Annotated in this window: 17 protein-coding genes and 1 pseudogene; 10 read left to right on the top strand and 8 right to left on the bottom strand. The window is 37.0% G+C overall.

What is annotated here, in order from left to right:
• Position 1: 1 nt before the first annotated feature.
• A complete protein-coding gene (locus ACXIUD_RS06660; RefSeq protein ID WP_458051845.1) occupies positions 2-922 on the top strand; it encodes a DUF4249 domain-containing protein in 921 nt (306 codons plus the stop codon).
• Positions 923-1,088: 166 nt separating this feature from the next.
• Here the strand turns inward: ACXIUD_RS06660 and ACXIUD_RS06655 are convergent, their stop codons facing one another.
• A complete protein-coding gene (locus ACXIUD_RS06655; protein ID WP_458051844.1) occupies positions 1,089-1,550 on the bottom strand; it encodes a hypothetical protein in 462 nt (153 codons plus the stop codon).
• An 828-nt stretch (positions 1,551-2,378) separates the two neighbouring features.
• On the opposite strand from ACXIUD_RS06655, the gene ACXIUD_RS06650 reads away from it, so the two are divergent.
• Entirely contained in the window at positions 2,379-2,615 is a 237-nt protein-coding gene (locus ACXIUD_RS06650) for a DUF6520 family protein (protein ID WP_458051843.1), read from the top strand.
• Between the two features lie 92 nt (positions 2,616-2,707).
• Here the strand turns inward: ACXIUD_RS06650 and ACXIUD_RS06645 are convergent, their stop codons facing one another.
• From ACXIUD_RS06645 to ACXIUD_RS06635, 3 genes are read right to left on the bottom strand one after another with little or no spacing between them, the layout of a single operon-like run.
• Positions 2,708-4,063: a RagB/SusD family nutrient uptake outer membrane protein gene (locus ACXIUD_RS06645; RefSeq protein WP_458051842.1), complete on the bottom strand. Its 1,356-nt coding sequence runs from the start codon at positions 4,061-4,063 to the stop codon at positions 2,708-2,710.
• Between the two features lie 11 nt (positions 4,064-4,074).
• Positions 4,075-7,269, bottom strand: a complete 3,195-nt coding sequence (locus ACXIUD_RS06640) for a SusC/RagA family TonB-linked outer membrane protein (RefSeq protein WP_458051841.1) — start codon at positions 7,267-7,269, stop codon at positions 4,075-4,077.
• A 4-nt stretch (positions 7,270-7,273) separates the two neighbouring features.
• Positions 7,274-8,923, bottom strand: a complete 1,650-nt coding sequence (locus ACXIUD_RS06635; RefSeq protein WP_458051840.1) for a TlpA family protein disulfide reductase — start codon at positions 8,921-8,923, stop codon at positions 7,274-7,276.
• Between the two features lie 459 nt (positions 8,924-9,382).
• Here ACXIUD_RS06635 and ACXIUD_RS06630 point away from each other — a divergent pair, with 459 nt between their 5' ends.
• The 8 genes and pseudogenes from ACXIUD_RS06630 to ACXIUD_RS06595 all read left to right on the top strand — a co-directional run bounded on the left by ACXIUD_RS06630 (position 9,383) and on the right by ACXIUD_RS06595 (position 17,237).
• The gene (locus ACXIUD_RS06630) at positions 9,383-9,622 is read left to right on the top strand and encodes a hypothetical protein (RefSeq protein ID WP_458051839.1); all 240 of its coding nucleotides are present in this window, start codon (positions 9,383-9,385) and stop codon (positions 9,620-9,622) included.
• 492 nt (positions 9,623-10,114) lie between these two features.
• Positions 10,115-10,669, top strand: a complete 555-nt coding sequence (locus ACXIUD_RS06625; RefSeq protein WP_458051838.1) for a hypothetical protein — start codon at positions 10,115-10,117, stop codon at positions 10,667-10,669.
• A gap of 167 nt (positions 10,670-10,836) precedes the next feature.
• Positions 10,837-12,168 (top strand): hypothetical protein, encoded by a 1,332-nt coding sequence (locus ACXIUD_RS06620; protein WP_458051837.1) that lies wholly within the window; start codon positions 10,837-10,839, stop codon positions 12,166-12,168.
• Between the two features lie 180 nt (positions 12,169-12,348).
• The gene (locus ACXIUD_RS06615) at positions 12,349-12,984 is read left to right on the top strand and encodes a hypothetical protein (RefSeq protein ID WP_458051836.1); all 636 of its coding nucleotides are present in this window, start codon (positions 12,349-12,351) and stop codon (positions 12,982-12,984) included.
• A gap of 640 nt (positions 12,985-13,624) precedes the next feature.
• A complete protein-coding gene (locus ACXIUD_RS06610) occupies positions 13,625-14,566 on the top strand; it encodes a hypothetical protein (protein ID WP_458051835.1) in 942 nt (313 codons plus the stop codon).
• A gap of 61 nt (positions 14,567-14,627) precedes the next feature.
• Positions 14,628-14,744 (top strand): annotated as a pseudogene (locus tag ACXIUD_RS06605) (hypothetical protein); the annotation flags it as partial.
• 638 nt (positions 14,745-15,382) lie between these two features.
• Positions 15,383-15,934: a restriction endonuclease gene (locus ACXIUD_RS06600; RefSeq protein ID WP_458051834.1), complete on the top strand. Its 552-nt coding sequence runs from the start codon at positions 15,383-15,385 to the stop codon at positions 15,932-15,934.
• Positions 15,935-16,205: 271 nt separating this feature from the next.
• On the top strand, positions 16,206-17,237 hold the full coding sequence (locus ACXIUD_RS06595) for an AAA family ATPase (protein WP_458051833.1): 1,032 nt from the start codon (positions 16,206-16,208) through the stop codon (positions 17,235-17,237).
• Here ACXIUD_RS06595 and ACXIUD_RS06590 read toward each other — a convergent pair.
• The 4 genes from ACXIUD_RS06590 to ACXIUD_RS06575 form a co-directional block, all read right to left on the bottom strand.
• Complete coding sequence (locus ACXIUD_RS06590; RefSeq protein ID WP_458051832.1) at positions 17,234-19,696, bottom strand: S8 family peptidase; 2,463 nt, start codon at positions 19,694-19,696, stop codon at positions 17,234-17,236. The genes ACXIUD_RS06595 and ACXIUD_RS06590 overlap by 4 nt on opposite strands.
• A gap of 71 nt (positions 19,697-19,767) precedes the next feature.
• On the bottom strand, positions 19,768-21,249 hold the full coding sequence (locus ACXIUD_RS06585; RefSeq protein WP_458051831.1) for a P-loop NTPase fold protein: 1,482 nt from the start codon (positions 21,247-21,249) through the stop codon (positions 19,768-19,770).
• A 123-nt stretch (positions 21,250-21,372) separates the two neighbouring features.
• Positions 21,373-24,054 carry a DEAD/DEAH box helicase gene (locus ACXIUD_RS06580; RefSeq protein WP_458051830.1) on the bottom strand — a complete coding sequence of 894 codons (2,682 nt, stop codon included), beginning with the start codon at positions 24,052-24,054 and terminating at the stop codon, positions 21,373-21,375.
• 23 nt (positions 24,055-24,077) lie between these two features.
• Positions 24,078-25,736: a site-specific DNA-methyltransferase gene (locus tag ACXIUD_RS06575; protein WP_458051829.1), complete on the bottom strand. Its 1,659-nt coding sequence runs from the start codon at positions 25,734-25,736 to the stop codon at positions 24,078-24,080.
• Positions 25,737-25,786 lie beyond the last annotated feature (50 nt).

The following is a 25,786-nucleotide window of genomic DNA, read 5'->3' as shown; positions in this document are numbered from 1 at the left end:
TATGAGAACTATCCTATTATTGTTTATCGTATTATCCTTTGCCAGTTGCGAGCAATTTTTGGAAGTGGATCTTCCTGATGCAGGTCCACGCTTAGTACTTAATGCTTCCTTGGAAAATACGGATACAATTCGTGTGTTTTTGTCAAGGAGTCAGCATATTTTGGAAAGGGAAAATTTTGAAAATCCATTTCCTGCGGAGAGGAATGCTCGGGTGGTCTTAAGAGATGAGGAGGGAAATGAGATGGTATTTAATGCTATTGATGAAAGTAGGCCATGGGAGGAGAATTATTTTTATCAACTAACAGGCGCTAATATCATTCCTGGTAAGAAATATGAAATAGTCGCCGAAGCAGGTGGTTTACCCAGTGTAAAGAGCTCTCAGGTTTTTCCAGAAAATGTACCTATAAAATCTTTAAGTTTCCAAGACTTGGGACCTGAACCAAGCTGGCCACAAAATCATATTGTTGAGATTACACTTGGCTTTGATGACCTTCCTGATAGGAATTATTATGAAATATCTGGAAGATATTTTGGGAGTGACATTCAACTGATAAATGGTGACACACTACAGTTTTTTTACATTGGTGGGTTAAATCCTGAGCCGATTAATCCTTCATTAAGAAAAGAACACATGTGGAGAAGAAATGTGCTACTATTTCAGGATGTTTTGATCCCTCGACCAAACTCGGAAGTGGTTTTCAGAACAAGTATTCCAAAAGGGATAGACATAGATATCTTTGTCAACCTTGCTCATGTATCAGAGGCGTATTATCGTTATTTAGATACGGTTGAACTTCAGGATTATAACAGAGGTGATATTCTTTCTCAGCCAGTACTTGTGTACAACAATATTCAAGGTGGGATGGGAATTTTCAAAGCTAGAAATATTGCTAGTGCTACTATAAAAGTCAGGATAGATTAACTTTAGATGAATTATGAGCTTCTAATTTAATCTACAATGAATTTCATTATGACTGCAAAAGAGCTAAACCATATTTAAAAAAATAATCTTGTAAATGAAATGGGATCTATTTTACTTCTACCGTATTGAGGAAGGTGGAGTAGATTTATTTACTGTTATTTTGGATCTAGCGAAAAGTGTAACGAAGACCTAGATTAGCCCTAAGGTTTATATAACTACCTAGATTATCAACAAACGCATTAGGTGTAGCTTCCATCAAAAAGGCAAGTTTTCTGTGATTTTCAAATGGCTTGATGGTAAAACCTATAGGGACGCCTATCCTAATATTTCCACTTTCGAAATAAGGGCCTACCATTAAACCTAAGTGAAAATTAAACCATTCCTCACGTACAAGGTTTCGATGAATTAAAGCCTCAATCCCAAATGGACTTTCTAAGATGTCATTAGCTCCAAATCTTAACTCCCCAAAGTATTTTTGTTCAATATCAGTTCCTATTGCAACTTGTCCCTTGAGTCCGGAGTAGTAAACTCCTGCATGAGTCGGGGCAATTTTGCTTTGAGCTTGTGCTTGAACAATAACGACTGTTAAAAAAGCAACAACAAGCAATATCTGTTGAAATGAACACATAGTTTTGAAGATTTGAGACCCTGTAAAACTAATGTTTTTTTCTGATAATTTTAGTTTAGAAAGCTTTTGAACACATAATCAAATAATTTTTTTTATAAGCATCTTAATCTTTTAAAAAGCTATGAAATTTCCTGAATCACTTCTGAAGATTGAAAAAATGCTGGCAAACTTTGATAAATTTTAGATTAGTAAAAATAAACTCTTACCCTCATCCAACACCCCAAGTTCCGCGGGGTGTTCCAATGCTTACCAAAAGTGAAAACTAGGGTTTGTTGTAGACAAACCTACATCTTGCTAAGTGCACTGAGGGGCACTTCCGATTAACAGTCTTTCTAATCAAAAGCCTAACCTTAAGGTCAATATTTTTATAGTGGCGAGGCTATAAAGAATAAATTCATTACCTCAAGGAAAAAAGGGTTTAAGATGACTTTTTGAGTTAGTAACTGGAAAAACTAAGGCCAAAACCCATAAAAAAAGGCCCAAATGGAACAAAATTAATCACAACAAGCAAATAAAGGCCTAATTATTTGATTATAAACGAATTGGTTAATTAATTTTAGTATAAACGAACAGGTGCTCTTCACAATTTTGATACTATTTCAAAGGTAAAAGTGAAGAGGAAGTCTCTTATAATTTAATGTAGTAAAAATAAAAACACACTAATGACACTATAAAAATCAAGAACGTCAATAAATCTTTCTAACTGCTTACAAGGTATGTATTTAGAAAGTGAGAGGGAAAGAAAACCGGCCGTTCCTCTCAAAAGGCTGTCAGAATTACCTTGAGCCAAACGACCGGATTAATTTTAACTATATTCAATACAATTTTATGAAAAATTCAATTAAGAACCTGCTACGTGCAGGAGTATTTATGTTGGCAGCTGTTTTTGCTTTTGCGTTTACGAAGCCAGTTTCAAACCAGCCAGCCTATCAACAAATTAATGGGGTCTGGACAGAAGTGTCCAATCTCAATTATGACTGTGATAGGGAAATTGAAGAGGTTTGTACCTATGCAAGCCCTGATTTCAGTACTCCCCTGGAAATGGGAAAGTTTGAGCTTCAATGATCAAATGACAAAAGAGCCGATTATTGGTCGGCTCTTTTTTGGTTTTTTTGACTTTAAAAGGTTTGTAGACATAAATTACCAATGAAATTGTACTAATTCAAGTTATCCAGCTCAACTTCTCTTGGGGGAACGGGCAGTGTAAACCTTGGATCATTTAAAGGTAATTCATACACAGTATCACCAATTTTTTTTGAAATTGACCTTTGGAACCTTGAGTCTAAATTGAACCTTCTTATATCCGTCCATACCGTTCCTCTCCCAAAAAGTTCTCTTATTCTTTCTTCTATTATATACTCCAAGCCTTCCATTTCACTATTGAATTCCAGTTCTGTAGAAAATCCCTCCTTGAACCTGGCTTTTTCCAGTTTCTTTAATAACCCGGCTGCTGTTTGAAAATCCCCTTCTCTGATATAACATTCTGATAGAATGAGATAAATTTCAGAAGTGGAAATTCCTGCAAAGTACCTATTGGTTCCTGTAAGATAGCCAGTGAAATTGACCCATCCTGTCGGCCTTTCAGTGAAATAGGCTGTTTTTCTTAAATCTCCCTCTTTATACAAAGAAAGATATAAAGGGTTGACCATAGCTAGCTGTCCAGTCAGGAATGAGTTAAACTGATTTTCCACGTAAAAAACAGTCTCAAGGTTAAAGGGTGGAAATGGGTTCAAAAGTGAAAGATTTAGAGAATTGAAATCTATGAGTTTACTTTCGATTTCCAAAGCAGCCTGTGCATGCTTTTTGGCATTTTGGTAATCACTTTTGGTGAGATAGGTTCTTGCAAGCAAAGCATGAGCAGCCATTTTTGATGGTCTTGTTTTAGGTTCCAATGTTTCGGGAAGCAATTGCACACTTAAATTTAAGTCCTCAGAGATTAACCCATAAATCTCAGAAAGATCCAGCCTCAGGGGTAAAACGTTCGGATCAGAAGATTTTCTCACTGGTATGGACTTTTGGCTATTATTTTCCTCAGTCCCAAACGGAGGGGAAAACAATTGGACCAAACCAAAATAGGCAAATGCTCTGTGAAAATAGGCCTGTCCCTTTATCTGACTCTGAATTTCCTCCTCATTTCTGTTTTTTGGAAGAATTTTTCCAATTTCATCAAGGACAATATTTGCATAAAATATTTGCCCGTAAAAGGTTCTCCAGTCCAACAGGTTAAGGTCCTGTTCAAAGGGAGGGTGTTGATAAGTAAAAGCTTTTTGGAGATAAGGTTGGAGCCCAGCAAGTCCCTGGCTGTTTGTGTAAAACTCATCGGAAACAAACAGCTGAAGAAAAGCCTTTTGATTCATTACGTTGAGGGTATTGTCCAACAGCCCCTGAAGGTCATTCAATGAATCCAAGGTAACCAGTGCCCTATTGGGTTTTTGATCAAGGAAATCATCACATGATACAAAAAGAAATATCAGGGCTAGGTTTAACAGAATCGGTAATTTATATTTTTTCATATTTTTTGATTTTAAAGTGATAAACGAAATCCAAAGGCTATACTTCTAAGAGGTCTAGTAAATGGAAAATCTGGGTCAATTTCAGCTTTTGTTGCCTTCCAAATAATCCCCAGGTTATTGACATAAGCATATATTTCAGCATTTTTCACTGATAAAGACTTATTTTGGAAAACCGGCCATGAGTAAGCAAACCTGATATCTTGAAGCCTAAAATGGTCTCCTCTTTCTACATGGATACTTGAAAACCGATAGATATTATCCCTGTTTGGATTCAGACCATCAGGGAAAGCCGGGACATTGGTGATCAATTCATCTCCAGGGCGCTGCCACCTTCCCGAGAAATCGGCATGGGTTATTCGGCCATTCAGCAGTTCATTATAATCCACCGATCGGTTTCTAAAATAATAACCCAACCTAAATGCCACATTTACAGAAAGGGAGAACCCTTTATAGTTCAAATCATTTCTTAAAGCACCAAAATGTGTTGGGCGGGCAGACCCGTGAAAGATCATATTCTCTGGTGAGGTAGATGAAATAATAGCACCATAATTCGTACTGGGCTCTCCATTTAAAATCCCCATAGGCTGGCCGGAGGATGGGTCAAGCCCTCCCCAAGGAAAACTATACACCGAAAATAAGGGACGTCCCATCAAGGGTGTGGCAGGCCCAGACCCATCAGCTATGGACATATAGGTCAAAACAGGTGATTCCTGGTCGTAGGAAGTAACCTTTTCATCTACCCAACTGTAAAGTAAAGTTGTATTCCAACCAAAATCAGATTTATTGATGTTCATGGTATTGAACACCACGTCAATCCCAGTAGTTTTTGTGTCCGCAAAATTTCCCCTGAAAGTGGAAACACCGGAAGATGATGGGAATGGTCTAACTCCTATTAGGTCGGATCCCCTTTTTCGGTAGTATTCAATATTACCGGATATTTTATCGGAGAAAGCCGCAAAATCTAAACCTAGGTTTGTAATTGCTATCCGCTCCCACCTGAGGTTGGGATTGGGAGGGTTGGAAACCTGAGCAAAGGGCAGTCCTGTCAGCCTATTGGCTCCTCCGCCAAAGAATAAAGCGGTTGTAAGTGATGATAAAGATCTGTCCACATTACCGTTGTACCCATAGGTTGTCCTGAATTTTAGAAAATCGATTTTTGAGGAATTGAATAATCTTTCCTCACTCAATACCCAGGATCCTCCTAATGACCATAAGGGTACGGCTTTTTGATTTGTTTCAACTCCAAACAGGTTGGAGGCATCTCTTCTGGTCGAGGCTGATAATCCAAATTTTCTTTTGAAATGATAAGCAGCATTAATGTAATAAGAAATAAATCTTTCAGTTGTCCCTGTGGAAGATTCACCTGATGGAATCCGGGTCTGGAGTGTTGGAAAATGAAAGTTCCGGTAAAGGTTTGCAAAATCGACAGGTAGATTGGTTCCAAGATCTCTGTTGTACCCATAAAATCTGGTACTTCTTGCCTCGGTAGTCCAATCTTTCACTTCAAATCCACCTAAGGCTGTTATTTCATGTTCATTGAATGATTTGTTGTAATGAAGCTGGCTTCTGAAATTGTGGCTCTTTGATTGTGAAAGTCCCCATTGTAGGATATCTCCGACCGGAACAGCATTCAGTACCCCCCCATTCTCACGTGTTTGGGTAAATAAGTTGATCAGGTTCCTCGTAAAATAAGTATTGATCGGATTATGTTCCTCCAATGTTCTAACTCCTTGCCAGAATTGGTGGAGAGCTTCAATTCTTAAATCCTGATTTATTTTATATGAAAGTCCTCCATTAAGCCTGATATCTCTGAAACTGTTTCTATGGTCCAGGACTCCGATTTCCTCCAAAGGGAAATAGCGCCAGTCCAATATCCTTTCATCTAGACTGTTTACGAAACGCGTGCTGTATCCTCTAACTATGGGTAGTGGTCTGCCTGATCCGTCAGAAAGTCTTTCATAAAGAACAGGTTCCAAAGGTCCCGGCGGATCGGTTGTCTTAAAATTTCCTGTCTGGGCATAATAAATCCCCAGATCTATAGATAATTTTTCTGAAAAAAGTTTCCAGTTGTTTCTTGAATTCAATGTAAGCCGGTCATTATGGTTTCCGACAATTGGTTCCTTGTTATTGTCATAGCCTACCGAAAATGCATAGCCATGATTTCTGCTGCCTCCCGTAAAATTCAGTGCGTACTGCTGATTCACGGCCGGTCTATAAAAATATTTTTCCAGGTCCCTTCTGGAATCATTGGCCCTGAACGCATCAAGTTCCATTAATTTCTGTTCTTCACTGATAATACCATCTCTAGCAGCGATCAGAGTTTCAACTGCCGGTGGCAAGGGAAACCTGAATGGTGAAAGCTCATTGTTTGCAAAGACACCCCTAGCGAAAAGAAGGCTATGCGCATCGACTAATTCGGCACTTGACATGATTGGTTCATAAAAGAGATCCGGAGATTCAATGATATTGGTGTTGATGTTGAAAGAAATTCTTTGTTTTTGGTTTTGTTTTCCACTTTTTGTAGTTATTACTATAACTCCGTTTCCGGCCCGTGCCCCCCAAATTGATGCGGCAGCTGCATCCCGAAGGACTGTCATGGATTCAACATCATTGGGATTGATATTTTCCAGAGGCCCATCATATGGGAAATTATCAATGACAATCAATGGCTGGGCATTGGCAAATATTGTACTTCTTCCCCTGATGCTTACAGGGTCAGCAGTTGCCCCTGCCCTGTTAAAGATCAAGCCCGAGGTGATATCTTCCAACCTGTCCAAAATATTAGTACTTACCCGCCTGTTTACAAGTTCATTGTCAATAGGCACAAATGAGCCGGTTGCTCTTTCTTTGCTTAAGGTCTGAAATCCAGTACTGAATATTTCTACTCCCTCAAGGTTGATGTCTTGAGGAGTAAGGCTGATGACCAAGGGGTTAGGGTATGGTATTTCCAATTCAATCTTCTGGCTTTGATAGCCTATGAAACTGATCAAAATGGGATATTTTCCAGGCTCTAAAGAGAGTTCAAAATTGCCATCAGCATCTGAAACTGTGGCTGTAGGACTGTCATGGACCCTGATCAACGCACCCGGGATAGGATCGTTGGAAACAGCATTAAGGACAGTTCCTGAAAGTTCATATCTGGTCTGTCCAAAAGCAAGGATTGACAGAAAAAACAAGATGATGGTTATCTGTAGATTTTTTATCATAGTGTTAGTCGATTTGGTGAGTGGAAGGGGATTTAAATTTGGCAAGGGCATGGTCAATCATTGAGATATACCCTTCGAGGTTTTCGGGAAAGGATCCCGAATGGATCAGTATTGAATTATGATCTAAAAGCAGCTTAAAGGGATAACTGAAAATCCTGAAGTCTTTAATTATTGGATGTCCCTCAGAACCGGCATATAGATTGTTCCCTTCCTTGGAGGTGTATTTTCCTGACTGAATACTATTATGCCAGGAATTTTCACTTTTATCTGTATTGATAGATATTACAGCAAAATCTGAATTATCCCTGTAATGGTATTCCAGTTTGGATAGAATCTCAGAATAGAGTTTGACACAAGCGCTACAGCCTGTAAACCAAAAGTCTAAAAGGAGGACTTTGCCTTTAAAGTGGGCAAGTTCAACAGTCTCCCCTTCGCTATCTGTAAATTTATATCCACTTACTTCTTTACCAATTAGAAGGGATGTCTCAAGATCAGTCAACCTTTCACGTATCCAAGAGGTTTGGGTGCTATCCAGCAGTTGAGATACTAGTCTTGCGGGATTGTCCAATATTTTGGAATTTCTTGCAAGGTAGTAAGCCAGAACTTTTTCTTTTAATGGATAGAAGGCAAAGTGGTCTAATTCCCGCGATAGGATGGAAACCAGTTCATCGTCCGAAAAGTAATTTTCAAGTTTGGCCCAATCTATGAATGCTTTTGAAAAGACCTCTGAAAAGTAAGCGGCTTCAGCAGTTACAGGTCGAGGTTTGATCTTTGCCTGTTGGACCTTGTAGAGAGATTCAAGACTATCTAACAAAGCCTTATCTGACAGGTTCGAGGCCGTTTGATAGAGCATTCTGAATTCAAGAGTATGTGCAAGAAGAGCTTGCGAAATAAAATCCATTTTAAGGATTTGTCCCCTCAAGTTCTCTTCGTTTACACGAAAGGTGGAAGAAAACTCATGCCAGAGGTTCAGGTGTTGATCAAGATCGATGTTTTTTAGATTTTCGAACTTTTCCCAATGGTCCAGTTTTTTAATTTGGATGGGAATTGAAAATTCATCTTCATATTTATGCAGGACAATTCGATTTTTTGCATCATTCAGAAGTACCTCAGGATCATTGGAAAGGATCATTCTTTGGGCAGAAAAAGTTTTTCCAAGTGTTTTTTCCTGTATTGCTCTCTGAAGTTGAAAGCCTGCTGCATGGGGACCTGAAAAAACAATTTTCTTTGTTTTATCATCCAGCAACATAAATACACTGTCTCCCGGGAAGATCAGGTAATCCCGGAAAACCGTAGATTTGCCAATTTTCAGGCTCAGATAACCTGGGGTACTAATGGGAGAAGATGTCCAGCTAAATACTTTTTTTCCGAAAGTTCCAAGGATAAATTCCCCCATTTCGGGAATACCTTTTTTCATCTGATGCGGAAAGAGATTAGTGCTTGACCAAAGAAAATCTGTAAAGAGAAAAGCCTGCACCTCTCCAGGATCTTCCTGGGAATCAATTTCCAGATAAAAACTGATGGGCTTAGATGTTCCTTCGTTTTGAGCAAACAGCCAATTGCCGGATAGGAAGAAGAAGAAGAAGACCATAAGACAGGGTTCGACATAGTCAAATGCTCTTTTTTGGAACAGTCCTAGTTTATTTTTATACATACATTTAATTCATTTAAATTTTTATTTCTGAATTTGATTTAAAGGAAGCCGAAAGCTGTAAACACATACAATTCCGGCCTGGAAGCGAGCTTCCCTCCCTGTGCAGTACCGTCACCTTGTGTGAATCCGCTAGCTACATTTGGGTTTGGTTGATCGTTAACCTTATGAGGAGAGTTTCAGGGAGCCTGTGGGGTAAGCAACTTTGGCTAGGTTCTGGTTTTTTGGATTGTCTTCATATTTTTGCTGGTTTATTTGGTGTTTTTATTTGAAAATCTGCGGATTACCTGGAAGTGTAGCAGGGTTAAGTATCGTGCTATCATCAGGACGCAGGGATAATTTGCTCCCAGGAATATGACAGCTTTCAGGGAAGTTTCATTACAGGCCTTGGGGTTATAGCTTCCCTTGAGTCCTGCTTGGATACTTCGGTAGAGGCATGGCAATCCCAGGAAGCATGAATGAATGATTTTTTTCATGCAATCGGTGGTGGTGCGGGAATCGACTGTCACAGCTGTGAAGACAGTATCTTCCCCCTCAGTCTCTGGAGACTGTGTAAGAACCGTAAGAAATGAAGTGAATACATATCCCCTAACTTCTGCAGCAGTCGGGGCAACCAAGGAACAGGGAAATTCCGGACGTACGGCAAAAAAAGCCACTTCTCCCCTTCCTTACCGAGGGCAAAGCATCAAACTGGAGATTTGATGATGTTCTTTAAAAGTTCAAATAGGGTAAGGGTTCTTCCAGACTCATGAGGCAAATAGACAGCAGTCCTCTCCTTCTCTTGACTGGGAAGCAGATTATTATAATCGGATGTGAAACTGTGTGTCATACTCGCTTGCATTGGTCAGCTATATAAAAACGAGTCTGGATTAGGTCGAAAAAAAGAACACTATAGCGTGGGCTTCTATCTCAACCACATCACAAGGTTCCGACGCCTTAAGGGGTGATTTCGATAGGGCCCAAGCGCTATAGTGCATACAAATGTACACAAAATAACCTCTTGGGCATTAACCTACCGTCTCTCCCTTATCAAATTGTCGGAATTTGTGATAGAGACTCTTAGTTTAATGACTGCTAATAATCTTCAATTAATTCAGGTCTAATCACCTGATATTCCAAAAGTATATATTTCAGTACAAATAAAAAAATTATTGATATAAAATGTACTAGAAAATATTTATCGATTTGCTCACTATGAGCAAAATAGACTATTTAAGAGCGGAAAACATCTCCAAAAATTTACAATTAATTATGAAGGAGGCTGATTTAACGGTTGAAGGAATTGTAGAATTCACAAAAGTCTCAAAGCCTACAATCGACAGAGCGATTTTAAAGCTTTCTAACATATCCCCTAACAAGCTAAATGAAATTGCGCTTTCATTCGGCTTAACATCTTCACAAATTTCAAATAAGTATCCGGTAAAAACTAGCCATATACCAAAACTTCAGAAGCTGATTAATTTCAAGTCTGATGATTCCGCAAATCCTAAATATTTCATTAGTTTATCAAAAATTCATAATGCTCATAGGTTCGTTAAGGACCAACTTTTAACAGACACTTATTTTAGAGAGGAAAGAAGATTAAGTGAAATCAAGAAACGACTAAAGACTAGCAAATTTTTTGTTAATTCTTTTACCGATAGCGCCTTAGAACAAGCTATTAAAAGGATTACTGCTGAATTCGAATGGCTTAAAATCTCAAAAAAAAGCCCAAACGGGAAAGTATTTTATTACAAAGTATTGGTTTGAAATCTCCTAGCCAAAAATGAAGTAAAATACCCTGATCAGGGTATTTTTTAGGTGATTGGGAATTGCTAGTTTTGAGAAAGCCTGACTTGTCCCTTTTTCACTGAGCAATTTGTTTGGTTTTTCAAGACCTGTACTTAAGTTAGCAACAAGCTTAAAATGAAATTACGTTGATAGAATTTGAAAAAATAACACGAGAAATTTTCCATTTAATAGCCGAATATGGGATTAAAAACAAACCGCTTGATTTTAGAAATCCAGAAAAGATAACTGAAGAAGACAAAATCGAATTTTTAATTCAAGTTCACAAAGGTTTCAGATTAGGACAAGATTTAATAATCAAAGAAATAGTTCCCCTACTTAAAGACTTGGAACAGCATAAACAAAAAGAAAAACAAGCTAAGAGGGATAAGGACAAAGAATTATTACAGCAAATTAAATCAGAAATAGATTTAACCGATTATAAAATCAAAGTTTTAAGACATTTTGCTGATTTTATAGCTTGGCAAGTTTTCAAAAAAGACTACTATAAAGCTCGTAGGTTTTTTTCTGGTGACAGAAACAGACCTGACTTACTGAATACTAATTTAGAATCCGTTCTTAAAGCTGTTGAGCACTTTCACAAAGAAAATGATACAAATTTTGCCTTAGTAACAGATTTAACATCGTTTATTGATATTGGAGATATTTTATTAGTCAAAGGTAGAGAAATTGTAATTGTAGAATGTAAACAAGGAGAAGTTCAAGAAAAGGTATTTGATTTTTTGGATTATGTTGCACAAGATGATTTTGATGTCACTAAAATTGATTACAGCGATAAAAATGAAAAGTTCTTTAAACAAGTAGAGAGAACTTTAAAACAAATGCAGAAGGGTTTTAGGGTTACAGAGTTTTTAAAAAAAGAAGAAGGATCTGACCCTTTTTCCGAGAAAAAAATTAAAGTATTTGAATCTACTAATCCACAAAAATATTTCTTTAAAAATCTAAAAAATTTAATAGAGGAATCGAAAAAAACCAATTCAACATACGGAGAAATAGAAAGCATAGTTTATATCGGCATCTATAGAGAAAATAAAAGACCTATTTCACCACATTTATTTAAAGCAATTGTAGACCATATCTATGAAAAAAATATAATTATAGATTACCTGCATCTAATTGGAATTCCGTTGAAAGAACCTATGTTTCTCAAACCATTTGGAATAGAAAGCATCTATGACCTATTGTTTGGACGAGTTAAAATTTACCTTGCAATCAATTTAGAAAAACTAATTGAGTTATTTAATTCAAAAGGGATTCCAGCAAAATGGTTAAGCAGAAAAGAAACTCATAATATTGTTGCCCTTGAGAAAAGATACCGACCTTTTGTTTTTGAAAATAGAGCAATAAAAATTTCGGTAAATGGGCAAAGTATGATTTTAGGTGATTCCTTTTTGACATATCTTCTTTTTGACAATATTACTCCTACATCATATGTGGAAAGATATTTAACCATAAAATAAAAGCCAGTTGCTAACATATAAAGGCTAAACCGAAGTGGAGCGCAGCGGCACTTCGACAGGCTCAGCGACCAAATTTCGGAATTAGCCCCCACTTCGACAAGCTCAGTGACCTAGTTGATCAAGGTATTTTTATGGTTTAACGATGGCGGTTATTTTAAAAATCTACGTAAAAACATATCTATGAATACAGAAGAAATACCAGGCATTATTTTAATTTATCCATCAGATTTCCCAGACGAATTAATATCAGAAGAAACTTTGGAATTAAATTCTAGTGGATTGAATATAAAAATTGAGAAAGTTGAAAGTGAACCTTACAACTCTCTGGAATGGATTCTTCCAACTGCTTTTGGAGCTTATATTCTCAAACCATTTTTTGATTCTTTTCTATCAGAAGCTGGGAAAGATTTTTACATATTATTAAAAAAGGCTTTAAAAAAAATTGCTGAAAAAGGAAAACAGTTTAACTACAGAACAATTACGGCAAGCCAATCAACACAAAAATTGTCTGGGAGCTATAATCAGTCAATAGCTGTATCAATAAATATTCAGACAAAACAAAATAGACATATCAAACTTTTGTTTGATAATGATTTAGATATAGATGATTGGGAAAATGCAATTGATCAAATCCTAGAATATGTAATTGAAAATTACGAAAAATGCCCAAATGATAGATTAACGAAAAAAATCAATTCCATAAATGAAATTGAGCACAAAACTATTTATGGGAAAATAAATCCTAAAACAAAGCTTGTGGAATTTTTTGATGATAATTTGATGTTTTTGGAATTTAAAAATAAAAACAACAGCTAACCTATAAGAGCTAAATCGAATTGGAACTCAGCAGTAATTTAGTGCGCTTGGTGACCTAGTTGATTAAGAAGCATCGGGACGTAACGGGGTTTAGAGGAGATTTATTTATGGAGATTAAAAGTTTGGACTGATTCCTTTTGGGTGAAAAATCTAGATGGTTATGAATGATTTTGATAATGGTTTTTCATACCTGAAAAATAGATGGGAATTGAGGTGTCAGGGTCGTCTGGAATATTCATTAGCGTTATCGGTCGGTCCCCTACTCTATACGCTTCTTACCATTTATCCGAAACTGTGTGGGACTTAGCCTTTCTAAGTATAGATTCCACAATCTTGGTATTCGAAGTCTTTTTTCATAATACCATAACAATTCAAGGTATTAAAAATCTAGTATTTAGTGGATAAAAACCAAAAAATACCTTGATATGGGTATTTTTTTGGTGAGGGGGAATGGGTAGATTTGGAGGTAATTGGAAATAGCCTAGACTTTGACGTCTATCAATCTGAAGATAAATGGTTTGCTCAATAAAAAGGGGGTGGTAAAAGAAACAATTTTGCCTAACCCAAAAACCAACCGACAACAGTCAAACTGAATTTCTAGATTTGTAAACTCGGTTTTCGCAAAAAAAAGACACTTACTATGCATTACGATATAAAAATATTAGGAGAAGATGAAGATAATGGTCTTTTGGAGTTTGACCGACTAAATCTATTAACAAAGTCTATAAAAGACATTGCAACCAAGGCGTTAATGTTCAGATTAAGAGGATTTAGCGATATAAACCCTGACAAAAAGCTAAAAAAGGCATTAGCAATGCGCTTACAAAGCATCGTAGGAAGTGAACAAGATGGTACATCACTTACTGTAGACTGTACACATTTTTCAGAGACAATTAAAGGACTTCAATTAGAAATGTTCAAGCCAAGACATGAAGTCCTTCAACTAACCCCAATGGCATTGGTAATTCATTCATTTCAAATAGCACTGAATAATGAAAGCGAAGATGCAGATTTGGATAAACCATTACTAAAATCATTGATGGGTTTCAAAAAAAACTTCATTAGTGATAATGAAATATTCTATATGGCCAATCGGGGAACAATTGCAGAAGTAAGATTAACCAAAGATGACTTTCAAAAAATAGGGCAATTAGAAGACAGTATACCTGAAGCTCAAAAAGTTATTGTAAATGGTCAATTAGATGAAATGAAAATTTCTAAAGGTAAACTTGGCTTGCAGACTGAACAAGGTTTAGTGAACGTGTTTGCTAATGACTCAACCATCATTGAAAGCATTGTTAGCTTTATGGGAAAGGAAGTTACTATTTCGGGAATGGCACACTACAAACCTAATGGACAATTAAGTTTTGTTGAAATTCAAGAATATGGTGAACCAGGAGCAAAAGATAGATTTTTCTCGAAAAAACCTACCGCAATGACGGCTCACCAACAACTGCTTTTCCAAGCGAAGCAATCTAAAAAGTCAAGTTCACTTTTAGCATTAAAAAGTATTTCAGGCTTATTGAAAGATGAAATCAGTGAGGATCAATTTCAAGAAATGCTTAAAGACATACACAGATGAAAAATATTGTTATTGATACCTGTGTGTTCATCCATATAGTTAGAGATACAATCACAGGAAAAAAAATGACCTTTGGATTGCAGCAACAGCATATTCACTTGACCTTCCACTGATGACAACTGATGGCGATTTTGACCATTTAAATGAGACCCTGATCAATGTTATCAAAATTGTTTGATAAAAGAAATAGCATGGTCGAGTAGACGGCTTTGGACCATTAGCTTAGGTTAATCCCCTGCCTTAGCCTCAGGCAGTCCTCACAATTAATCCCGACTCTCAGGGCCTCATTCTTCCGATCCTAAAGATAAGCAGTACGAATCTTCTCGATCTATCAGGAGTGGCTTACTGGATTGTAAATTGCGTCGGTATGTAGGTCGGTAAGGGTAAGAGTTATGGAAATGGCATAGATTTGTAACCTATTTTGAGGGGTTATATATTAAATCCATTCCATTTTCTGCGTCTTTAGGGACTTAAGCAAGAGACTTCTGGAATTTCTTTTGTGCTTTCTACTGTTCAAATGGTTTACAATCAAATTTGAGTAAAAATGGCAGTAAGGTTAGTGAAAAAACGCTCAGACTTTTCATTACGGATCTAGTCAGACCCGAAAGTACCATCCAAGAACTCATTCAAACACAATCGACCGCATTTGACGTGGTTTTTACTGAGTTTACGAAGAGAGAAGGAGTTTACGGGTTTGGGGATTTGCAAGTAAAACATATGTATGACAGATTGATGATGCACAGCCAATGATATCTAGGGATTAAAGTTTAGCGCATAACAGAAAGGTTCAGCTAAGAAATATTATCTAACATTGAAATGAGAATAGGGAAGTATCTTAAAGCGGGTAAAATAAATATTAACTGGATTGAAGAACGGATCGAAATAGCGAATGAACAACTCATCCTTCCTTTCGATAAACTAAAAGAGTCCTATTGGGGACTTGTATATGAAAAATATGTTGGTCAAATACTGGAACAGGAAGGGTACATCGTTCATTATCCTGGCCTTGAAAAAGGATTCCTAGATGGTGGCATTGACTTGATTGCCACTAAAGAGAACCAACTTTATTTTATACAATGTAAGTATACGAAAGCAAAAATCACAAAAAGCAGAATAGATTGGATACTTTATAAATCCTCAAAGGCACTTTTAGAAAAATACAAAGAGCAAAATAAAAAATTGTTTTTTATGTTAGTAGTTAACAGCAAGGATGAAAACTTCTCGAAAAAAAAGATGAAAAATTACGAGTTGAAGTCCACGGATTCATCAAAAATTATTTACCCTACACTCCAATATTTTCTTGACTATAACAACGTTCAAAATAAAATAACTCTTGTTTTTAGGGAAATCGCAATGATTAAGCCTTGATTGCACAATTTGCAGGGTTTATTTCTTTAGAAATGTAAACCCTTAAAGAAGAGACTGGGATTTTATTTGACTATCAATGTAAAAAAGGACCCAATAAGTCATTTCGTTCAAATTTCTCTAGTGATAGAGTATTGTTGGTTTAGTTATGAAAGATTTAACTTACCAGAACAAAATACCATAGATTTTTATAATTATTTTACACAAAAGTCCGTACTTTGTTTACAGATAGGATTTTTTACTTGTCTTGAATACAGAATAAAATCGTAATCCTTTGACACAGTTTGATTTCATCAAAGATATTGCCCGATTTGGTCTTGAAAATGATCAAGAAAAACTGAAGTTCTCACTTCAGGAGATGATAGATCATGCCAGAAAAACAAAGAAAACCAATTTGGCCATCCAACTACAATCCATTCTGAAAGAGGCAATACGTGTACACTCCACCGGATCCACTTCAAAGGTTAGCTCAGGAATTAGATTTGATAGACCTTCCCAAAATAAAACAGATGATTTAATTCTTGAACAGGTTACTTCTGATTACCGTTTATCAGACCTTATTTGTAAGCAAAGAGTTAAGGAGTCACTGAACCATTTTATACTGGAACATCGAAAAAAATCGCTTTTAGAAGCTTTAGACCTTCCTATTGCCCACAAAATTTTATTTTATGGTCCTTCAGGTTGCGGTAAGACCCTAGCATCCTACATTGTTGCTGGTGAATTAGAAAAGTTGCTTATGGTGGTTAATCTTGGGGCAATAGTTTCTTCAAAGCTTGGTGAAACTAGCAAGAATTTAGCTCAGGTTTTTAAAATGGCAGCGGCAGGAGATTGCATTTTGTTTTTGGATGAGTTTGACTCTTTAGGGAAAGTTAGAGATTACAGTCAGGATCATGGAGAAATGAAGCGGGTTGTAAATACCATCCTACAGCTTTTTGACTACCTTCCACAATCCACCATTGTCATAGCAGCCACCAATCAGGTTGGAATGCTTGACGATGCCTTGGTCCGCAGATTTGACACACATATAGGCTTTGAATTGCCTGGTGAAGAAGAGATCATGGAATTGATCGAATTAACCTTAAAAAAAGGGGTATTTTCATTAGGATCAAAACAAGAACTAAAAAAAATAATCCAAAAATCAATAGGCCTTTCTTTTTACAGCATTCAAAAAACCCTTATTACAGCTATGAAGCGTAGTCTTTATCAATTGAATACTGATTTGGTACCGGCTCATGTTAAGATTGATATGAATATTTGGAAAACTTTACTAGATGAGGAAAAAGTTTCTCAATCCAATAGAGTTTAAACACCACCTTCCAAGGTTGATCCTGCTTCCAAATCGGAGATCAATTCCAGTTCATTGAGTACTTTTATTTCGTTATACAAGGTACCCGATAACTTAGCCTTTTTGTTTTTCTTGATTTCTTTCAGTCGTATGACTAATGAAAATTCATGACCATTTTCTTTAAGATGTCTTTTTACTTCTTCTGGAATATGAGATTTACCAAAGCATCTGATGGCAATAGACACATTTGGAGAGTTAGCTAAAAAGTGATGGCTAGATAAATTAAACGAGACCTTTTGTACATTAGAAAAAACCCGGTCTTCCACACCGAAATGATCTTCTGCCCAAGTTACTGCTGATTTTAACTGAAAATTCTCAAGGTCTTGCTGAGAAAGTGTATTGATATCCAAGGGTTTGAAAATTCCAAATGAGATGTGAATAGGAAGATATGCCAACTGATTATTTGGTACTGGCTGGAATTTAAAAGCCAAAGTGCCGGTTACTTCTATTTTATTGGATGTGGTTAATACCCAATCAGGAAACTGTAGATCAAACTTATAAAATTCATCAAAGGAAGCTTTGTCTTCGATGACAAAAGTTACTGAGTTTTCGTCATTATCAAGGATTTGATTGGGACTAGGCCTCCCATGACCTGTTAGTTTTCTGTATACCTTTTTATTTATCTTTGAGTTAAAGTGTGGAGGTTTTTTCCCTGCTGGAGACTCCGCATGATTGATCAGCAATGCCTTAATACTGACCATGTTTAATTCGGGGTAAGCACTAACTAATTCCGCTACCAAGGAGGTAATTAATGGGGCAGCAAGACTTGTTCCTGCCAATCTTCCGAAATATGGGCTGCCTACATCAAATGGACTGGTGATCACTTCCATTGCCGCTTCGGGACTAAAATAATCTCCCCCCTCAAATACTAAATCGGGTTTGTTGAGATGCTTGTTGAACTGATTCCCTTTGAGTTTTTTGCCATTGATGAGAACGTCTTGGTCCAAATGGAATTTGCGGGTATAAAATGCAGGGTATTCTTTTGCCGGGGTGATCCCATCTGTCACCCTATCTTCGAAATTTCCTGCAAGTGCCCCTACAGAAAGGATATTCATTGCTTCCGAAGGCTCTTGGATATTGGTGAATTCACAAGAGTGTAATTCTATTTCAGGAGCTGTTTTATAAAAAAAGGAGGGATAGTGTGTATTTAAGTCTAAATCACCTGATTGTCTCAAAGTATATAAGTCATCTTTATTAAAATTACCTACAGAGTTGATGATAAGTATATCCAATTCATAGGAGAGCTTGTCAAGCTCATAAGCAAACCTCCCAATTGAGGAATTATATAGTTTTGATCCAGGCAGATTCAATGAAATATTAAAAATTCTAATTCCATAGATAAAGTTAAGCTCTCTGATATCATTCAATAATGCTACGATATTGATGTCGTCATTTGCCCGATGGATAACTTTTAAAACAGCTATTTTTGCTTTGGCATCAATTTGCTTTAGTGAACTGTCAAAAAAATCAGGTCCAAAAGCTATGCATCCAGCTACCGCAGTTCCATGACCTGCTTCATCCCAATAAGAACCGCTACCTGTGTGGTCAATATTTATATTTGTAAGAATTTCTCCTAAAGGTTCGATATTATTTTGTACTCCTGTATCGATGATACAAACAATCGGCAGATCTCCTTTTACATTCACTTTAAACCCATAGCTTCTAATTGGGGTTGATACTGTTCCAGGTTTAATTAGGGGTACTCTTGCCGAAGAGACTAACCTAATTACGTCAAAATTATCCACTAAAATCTGTTCCAATGAGTTATCTATTCCCCGAATAAAAGCTAAGTTATTCTCATTATTCAAAGCAATTTCTATGTTTTGGGATTTAAGGTAATCTAATAAGTAATTGAATTGTTTCTCTGCATAGGGATACTGAAGGACATCACAAATGCTAAGAATATACCCTTCTTTTCCTGAAAGGGTTCCTTTCCTATGTGAGCTATCAAAGAGCTTGAAGTTACTGATAAGAGCAACCCTAGAATACGACTTTCCCTTGTGGTCTTCCTCAGGTTTGAGAGTTGAAATTAAATTGATGTGTTCGGAAAAGGTTACAAAAAGCTCTAAATCAATAATGTTAAATAGGATATTTTTATTGAAGTTAGATTTCTCTATTGGTTCAAGTCCATAGGTACTATAAAAATGATTTTCTAAAGCTTTATCAAAAGTAGTATGGAAATCGATCTGGATAAGGTCGAAGTTTGAAGGGAGATTTAATGTCTTTTTATTCAATCGATTTACTACAGAAGAATCGTAATCTCTTAATTTTTGGAGGAGTCTCATTTTTTTTTCCTCTGATACAGGCTTCTCTGATTTGGTTTCTTCCTTTTGACTTTGAGAATCTCTCCCTCTAGTTTTCCTGAAACCTACTATTTTCTCAGGGTTTTTCGTATAGAGTAAATGCGGAAAATCAGCCATGGATCAAAAATTATCAGTTAAAGAACGTGTTTAAATATACCTAATTTTGCTTTCTTATTACACTATCTGAACTAATTCTCAAGCCAATTTAGTTTATTTTTCTCAATACTATCGATGGTCTCTTTGACTAATTTAAACACAGAAATACCCCTTGTACTAACCTGATTGGTGTCTTTAAAAATTTTACAGGTTGGATTTAAAACCAAATCTCCTCTCTTTTCTTCAGGTATTAACTTCCACTCAATTCTATAAGGATTAATGGTATAAGTACCTGAGATTTCATTATTGGCTTCAAATTCAAATAAATGATCGGGGTAGGTCAAAAAGGGGATGAGTAAATTCAAATAATGCTCTTTAGCATCTGCATACAAATTATTTTGAGAATCTTCATTCATGGAAACCAATTTGTGCTTTAGATCTAGCATATCAGGGTAAATAGACTTTAACAATTCGTAGACTATTAAAAACCTAAAATTGTCAACTGTTAAGTATTTTCTATTAACCTGAGGCGGGAATCTGGAAATTGTAATTGATATTTTTTTACCTATAAATTTTAGCAATTTCCGGATAGGCAGCTGACCTGATTTATTTAAACCAACTATAATATAAATAACTAACCTTACATCATAATAGCTTTTAATTATTTCCAAGTTGTGTGTACTCCCTGAACTTGTTAATTCTATGGATCTAAACACATCCAATAACTTTGCTTCAACTTCTTTAATGATATCAAACTTGAATACCTCTTTCGAATAAAATTTATCGATATACCCAGAAAAATCAACATCCTGACCATATCTGTTGGCATAAATCTTACGGATATTATCGATATCACAAACTAAAATTATTTTATCAAAATCAAATTTATTTCCCTTGTTCTTACTGTCCAAATGGGCTGAAAACACATTCAAAATCCTGAAAATATGGTCAGGATCAATCCTATCTAAATCATCAATTATCAAAACAGTCTTTTTCTTAGCGTCATCATTGGACTTTATTTGCACCATAAGTTCGCAAATCAATTGAGTGTAAAAATCATCCTCAATGATAGACCCTTTTTGTTTTCGTAATTCAGTGAGGTAATCAATGATTTGTTTTTTCTGATCAACTTGATTGTCTGAATGTTCAAGTTCAAATTTTTTGTAAAGCATAAGAAGTTTGGAACTTACATCAGATAATGCTTTACCAATACGGGGTACATGCCTAATGAAAGGCATAATGATATTTTCGATGTTGTTCTGAACAAAAAATCCAAATGAAACATCTTTAGGAATAGCAACCTTCTCAAAATCAATTTTTAAAGTTAGAAAATGAAATAGAATATCATATTTAATCAATTCAAAAATATCTTCATTAGAAGAAACTGAATAATTGACTGGATACAAATGAAAAGCTTGGTATTCATTTTCGTTCTTCTTAAAAAAATCATTCAAGAATGTGGTTTTACCTGATCCAAAAGGTGCAGAAAAAATAATTCGATGGTTATCAGGAGCATCTAAGTGCTGCTTAAATAAACTATGATTTTTATTGGTTTCTACTTTAAAGCTTTCCATACGTATTATCCAATTGCTTATTTAACAAAAACCTGTCAAGGATGATGTTATTATTTAAACGGAGCAGCTAACTTTTTAAGAAATAAACTCCTTGTTGGTTTCCAATCTACTTAAGGGTTTTTCTTAGCTCCCCTCAAAACTCCCCCTAAAATACCCAAAGCTACTGCTTAACTTGACCTCATCATGCGGGACAAGCAAGTATCTCCAAGGTTTACCCCCATTGGGAACGGTAAATTCTGATGCGTATTTGCAATATCGCAAAGCGGCTTTTTTCTTATCCAGCACTTCTGCTGTATCTAACTGATCCGCAGCCTTGGTTTCTACCATGTAGATAGCATCGGCTGTCTCGACGACAAAGTCCGGGTAATATTGCCTGCTGTTATTGGCCCAATAGATCCGAAACTGATTGGGTGCAGGTCTCATCCACTTTTGTATACTGGAATCTTGCTCTAAGATAAAAGCAAAGTCTTTCTCAGTCTTGGAATCAAATTTATACTCCAAATGACAGGCTTTTTCAAACCCCATAAAAACCAACTTAGGAATCAAACTTACCGGACTGATGACATCCTTGTAGTGCCTTCTTCCTCCAGGCAAAGCGGTGAAGTTCCAAGGTTCAATCTTTACAAATGGAAAAACCTTCGGTTCCAAATAATCAGGTTCGGAAATACGGAAATTGGCCCGCATCTGCTGGTAAATATTAAAAGCAATATGCTTTCGGAACTGCTTGATGGTCAGCGGTAATTTGCTGGCATCCTCCAAGCGTTCTGCCAAATACTTCAAAGCTTGTTGGGCCAACTTGAAAAGTAACTCTGCATTTTCATCGTAATCCACATCGGGATAGTTGATCAACTCACTGACTATTTGCTGTACGGGATTATCTTTGGAATAGGCCCCAAACATTACCCCAATAGTATCTGTTTTGCGCTCTCCCGTCAGTTCCACCACCATGATTTCTTCCCCAAGAGGAGTGTAATTAAAACCGGTAGTGGTATCCAAGTCAAAATCTTCAAACCAAACCCTAATCTCTTCCTGAACCAAATCAATCCTTGGGATCTCGATGATGTTTTCCTGATAAGAGTTAATGATTTTTTCGTAGGTGGCTTCCGCTTCTGCTAGGATATTAGACTCAAACAACTCGGTTTGGTCTTTGTAAAGATTCTTTTTGACTTTATCGATCACTGCTGCCTTGACCTCCTGCTTGTGCAAGTCTGCAAATGATTTGACTGCTTGGGAACTGCCAAAACTTGGAATAGCAGCGATTACTGCTCTTTTGGCATCCAAGCCAACCTGTGCACGTTGCTTTTCTTCATGATTGGTTAGGGTAGTAATGCGTTTTTCTTCCTTGGTAAATGCCACTTCCATCGTAGATGGACTGCTGATTACTTCTGACTTTTCTTTTTCAGGAGTATCATCAATTTCCACAAAAGAAACCTTGTTTAAGATAGAGTTTGGATTCTGCGCTTCTGCAATTACCGTCTCAAAGTTATCATGGGCTATTACCGTCAGCTTATCAATTTTATCCACACCCGTACGCTCCCCATTGAAAGGGAGGCGAAGTCCACGACCTATCGTTTGCTCTATCAAAACAGCTGCATTGGCCGCTCTAAGCGGAACAATTGTGTAAAGATTGGAAACATCCCAGCCTTCTTTCAGCATATTGACATGTATAACAATTTCAATATCGTTGTCATACTGCTCCAAAGCCACAAACTGCTTATCCACTTCCTCATCCTTTTTGGTACTGGAGTCTATTTGAAGAACCTTGCCTTGATAGGCTCCTCCATAGAAAGCTGTGGAATTGATGTATTGATAAACTTCTGAGGCATGTTCGATATCCCTACAGACGACTAGTACGAAAGGCTTTACCAGTTTTGCCTTGTAGTTTCTGGCAAAGATTTCCAATTCGTTTTTGGTATCCTGATGGATAGAGATGGCATCCTCCAATTTGATTTTTTCGATTTCATCCCTGCTTAAACCTTGAGCCCTGAAATTTTTTCGGGTAGCAATCGCTGGATTTTTGACATACTTCCCATCTTCCAAAGCCTTGGCCAAAGAATATTCATAGACCATATTCTTAAAAGGTTTCCCCTTTTCGTCGATAGGAGTTGCGGTCAATTCAATTCCCAAAACAGGTTTGAGCTCATTGATGGCCTTTTTAGAAGCATCTGCATGATAGCGATGGGCTTCATCCATCAGGATAACCAGGTCATCCAAACCAGACAAGTACTCCCAATAAGATTGTCCCAAATACTCCGACAGGCGCTTGATGCGAGGTGCTAAGGCAACTCCACCTTGTTTGGTGCCTTTATTGTCTGAATTGAATTTGGCTACGTTGAAAATATTGATTCGAATTTCGGAATCGCTGAAGAGGTTGCCCGCTTGGTTGTAGTTATCTCCTGTGATGATGACCGGACGGTTATGGACAAACTCCGAGATTCCCTGAAATACATATTTGTGATAAGAGGGATTCCCAAAATCCTCGATCAGTTTCTCGTAAATGGTGATATTCGGAGCCAGGACAAAGAAGTTTCTGATGCCTTTCTGTAGATAAAGGTAAGTGATACAAGCACCCATCAGACGTGTTTTACCGACGCCGGTAGCAATAGAAAAACAAATGGAAGGAAAATCCCTTTCAAAATCCGTACATGTAGGGAAATGATGCTTGACTGTTTCCAAAGCCTGTGTCAGGTCTGCTTCCTTGGTCAATTCCAATTCGCTACTCAGCTTGGCCAAAATATCCAATGATTCCCTCAAGGGTTCTCTGAGGGACAATCGCTGCTTGATGTAATTCGCTTTCTGGTTCATGTAGAGTTCTTTAAAAAATGGATTTAATCAAATAAAGAGGGTTGGCTACTTGGTTTAGCTTTTGTAGTAGAAACTTTAGCAGGGATTTCCTCCATAGGGTCCAGAAACTCCTCACCTTCTTCTTTTGGAAGGTTCACGATTTTGAAGGAGTAGTCATCCTTGCCAAACTCACACTTGCCCAAGAGTACAGTAGGAATTTTTTTCACGGAAATATTGGCGTGACGCCCCTCACATTCAGGAGCAAAAATCTTACAGCATATCAAGAGATTTTCCTCGGGCTGCATTTCGTCCTGAATGCGGTCGAGCATTTCTACAGTGATATACTGAGTAGTGGTAAATATATAATCCTTTTCTGTGCTAATCCCCTGCTTCCAGTAGGTATGTGGATCTGGCTGATAGCGGAAACCCTCTTGCTTTGCCATAGCAGCAGCCAACATGTCAGGATTAAATTCCTTGTTGATGACCCAATTGCCAAATTTATCCTGGTTTAATAAGCTTGGCGCTAAGGTATAAAACTTAAATCCTCCACCACCTTTCCAATCTACAGCTTTACTAATTCCTCCTTGCTCTCCATCCACTACCTGTTTCATTCGAGGATAGCAATGGGTAATGGCATGATCTCCCAACTCCACTCCTATCCATTTTCTGCCCATTTTATGGGCTACTGCCGCAGTAGTTCCTGACCCAAGGAAGGAGTCAAGAACGATGTCTCCTTCATTTGTACCGAGAAATAGAATACGCTCAATTAATTTTTCTGGTTTTGGAGTTGCAAAAACACTCTTAGAGTTAAACTCTTTTACTTCTCTTCTTGCATCTTGATTATCTCCAACTTCTATCCTATTCCAAATAGTTTTTGTAACTATTCCATCCTTAACATCTGTAAGAAATCTCTTAAATCTTGGAACATTATTACCTTCTTTTCCAAACCATATTCTGTTTTCAGAAATTAACTCAGCAAATTTCTCTTTAGAAAATCTCCAACAATAACCTGATGGCGGATTTACAATTCTCCCTGAAGGAGTTTCAATCGGGAAATCATTACTTGCTGAATATGTTTTCACAGAGCAATCTCCAGATGTCCAAAGACCTCTTGGATCATTATCAGGATTTTTATACCTGCTATCCATCTCCTCTGTTCTCGGTAGCAAATTTGGACGCCATATGTCCTTGTTTTTTGCATAAACTAAAATATGGTCATGACTATCGGACAACCATTTAGCATCGTTTTGTGGTGAGAATTTCTTCTCCCATATGACATTACTAACAAAATTTTGCCTTCCAAAAATCTCATCGCAAAGTACTTTAAGGTAATGACACTCATCGTCATCTATCGAAATCCAAATGGACCCATCATTGGAAAGAAGGTTCCTTAGAATTTTTAACCTAGGACTAATCAAATTCAACCATTCACTATGTTCCACTCCATCATCGTATTGCTCAAAGGCATTACCTGTATTGTAAGGCGGATCTATATAGATACATTTCACTTTACCCGCATATTCCTGTTCTAGCGCTTTGAGTGCAAGGAGATTATCTCCATGAATCAGCATGTTTTCGGAATTTGGGTCCCCGTAGCTATACTCAGGATTTTCAATCAGGATACGGGGTTCCAGCTTGGGTTCATCGCCCTTGCCTATCCAAGTGAGTTCGAGTTTTTGGGGGTTGGAAGTATTTTTACTCATGGGAATGAAAATAGTAATTGGTAGAATAGAAAAATTCTAGTGACTAAAAT

This window comes from Mongoliitalea sp. (assembly GCF_054166905.1).
This window is presented reverse-complemented; position numbering and strand designations above follow the sequence as displayed.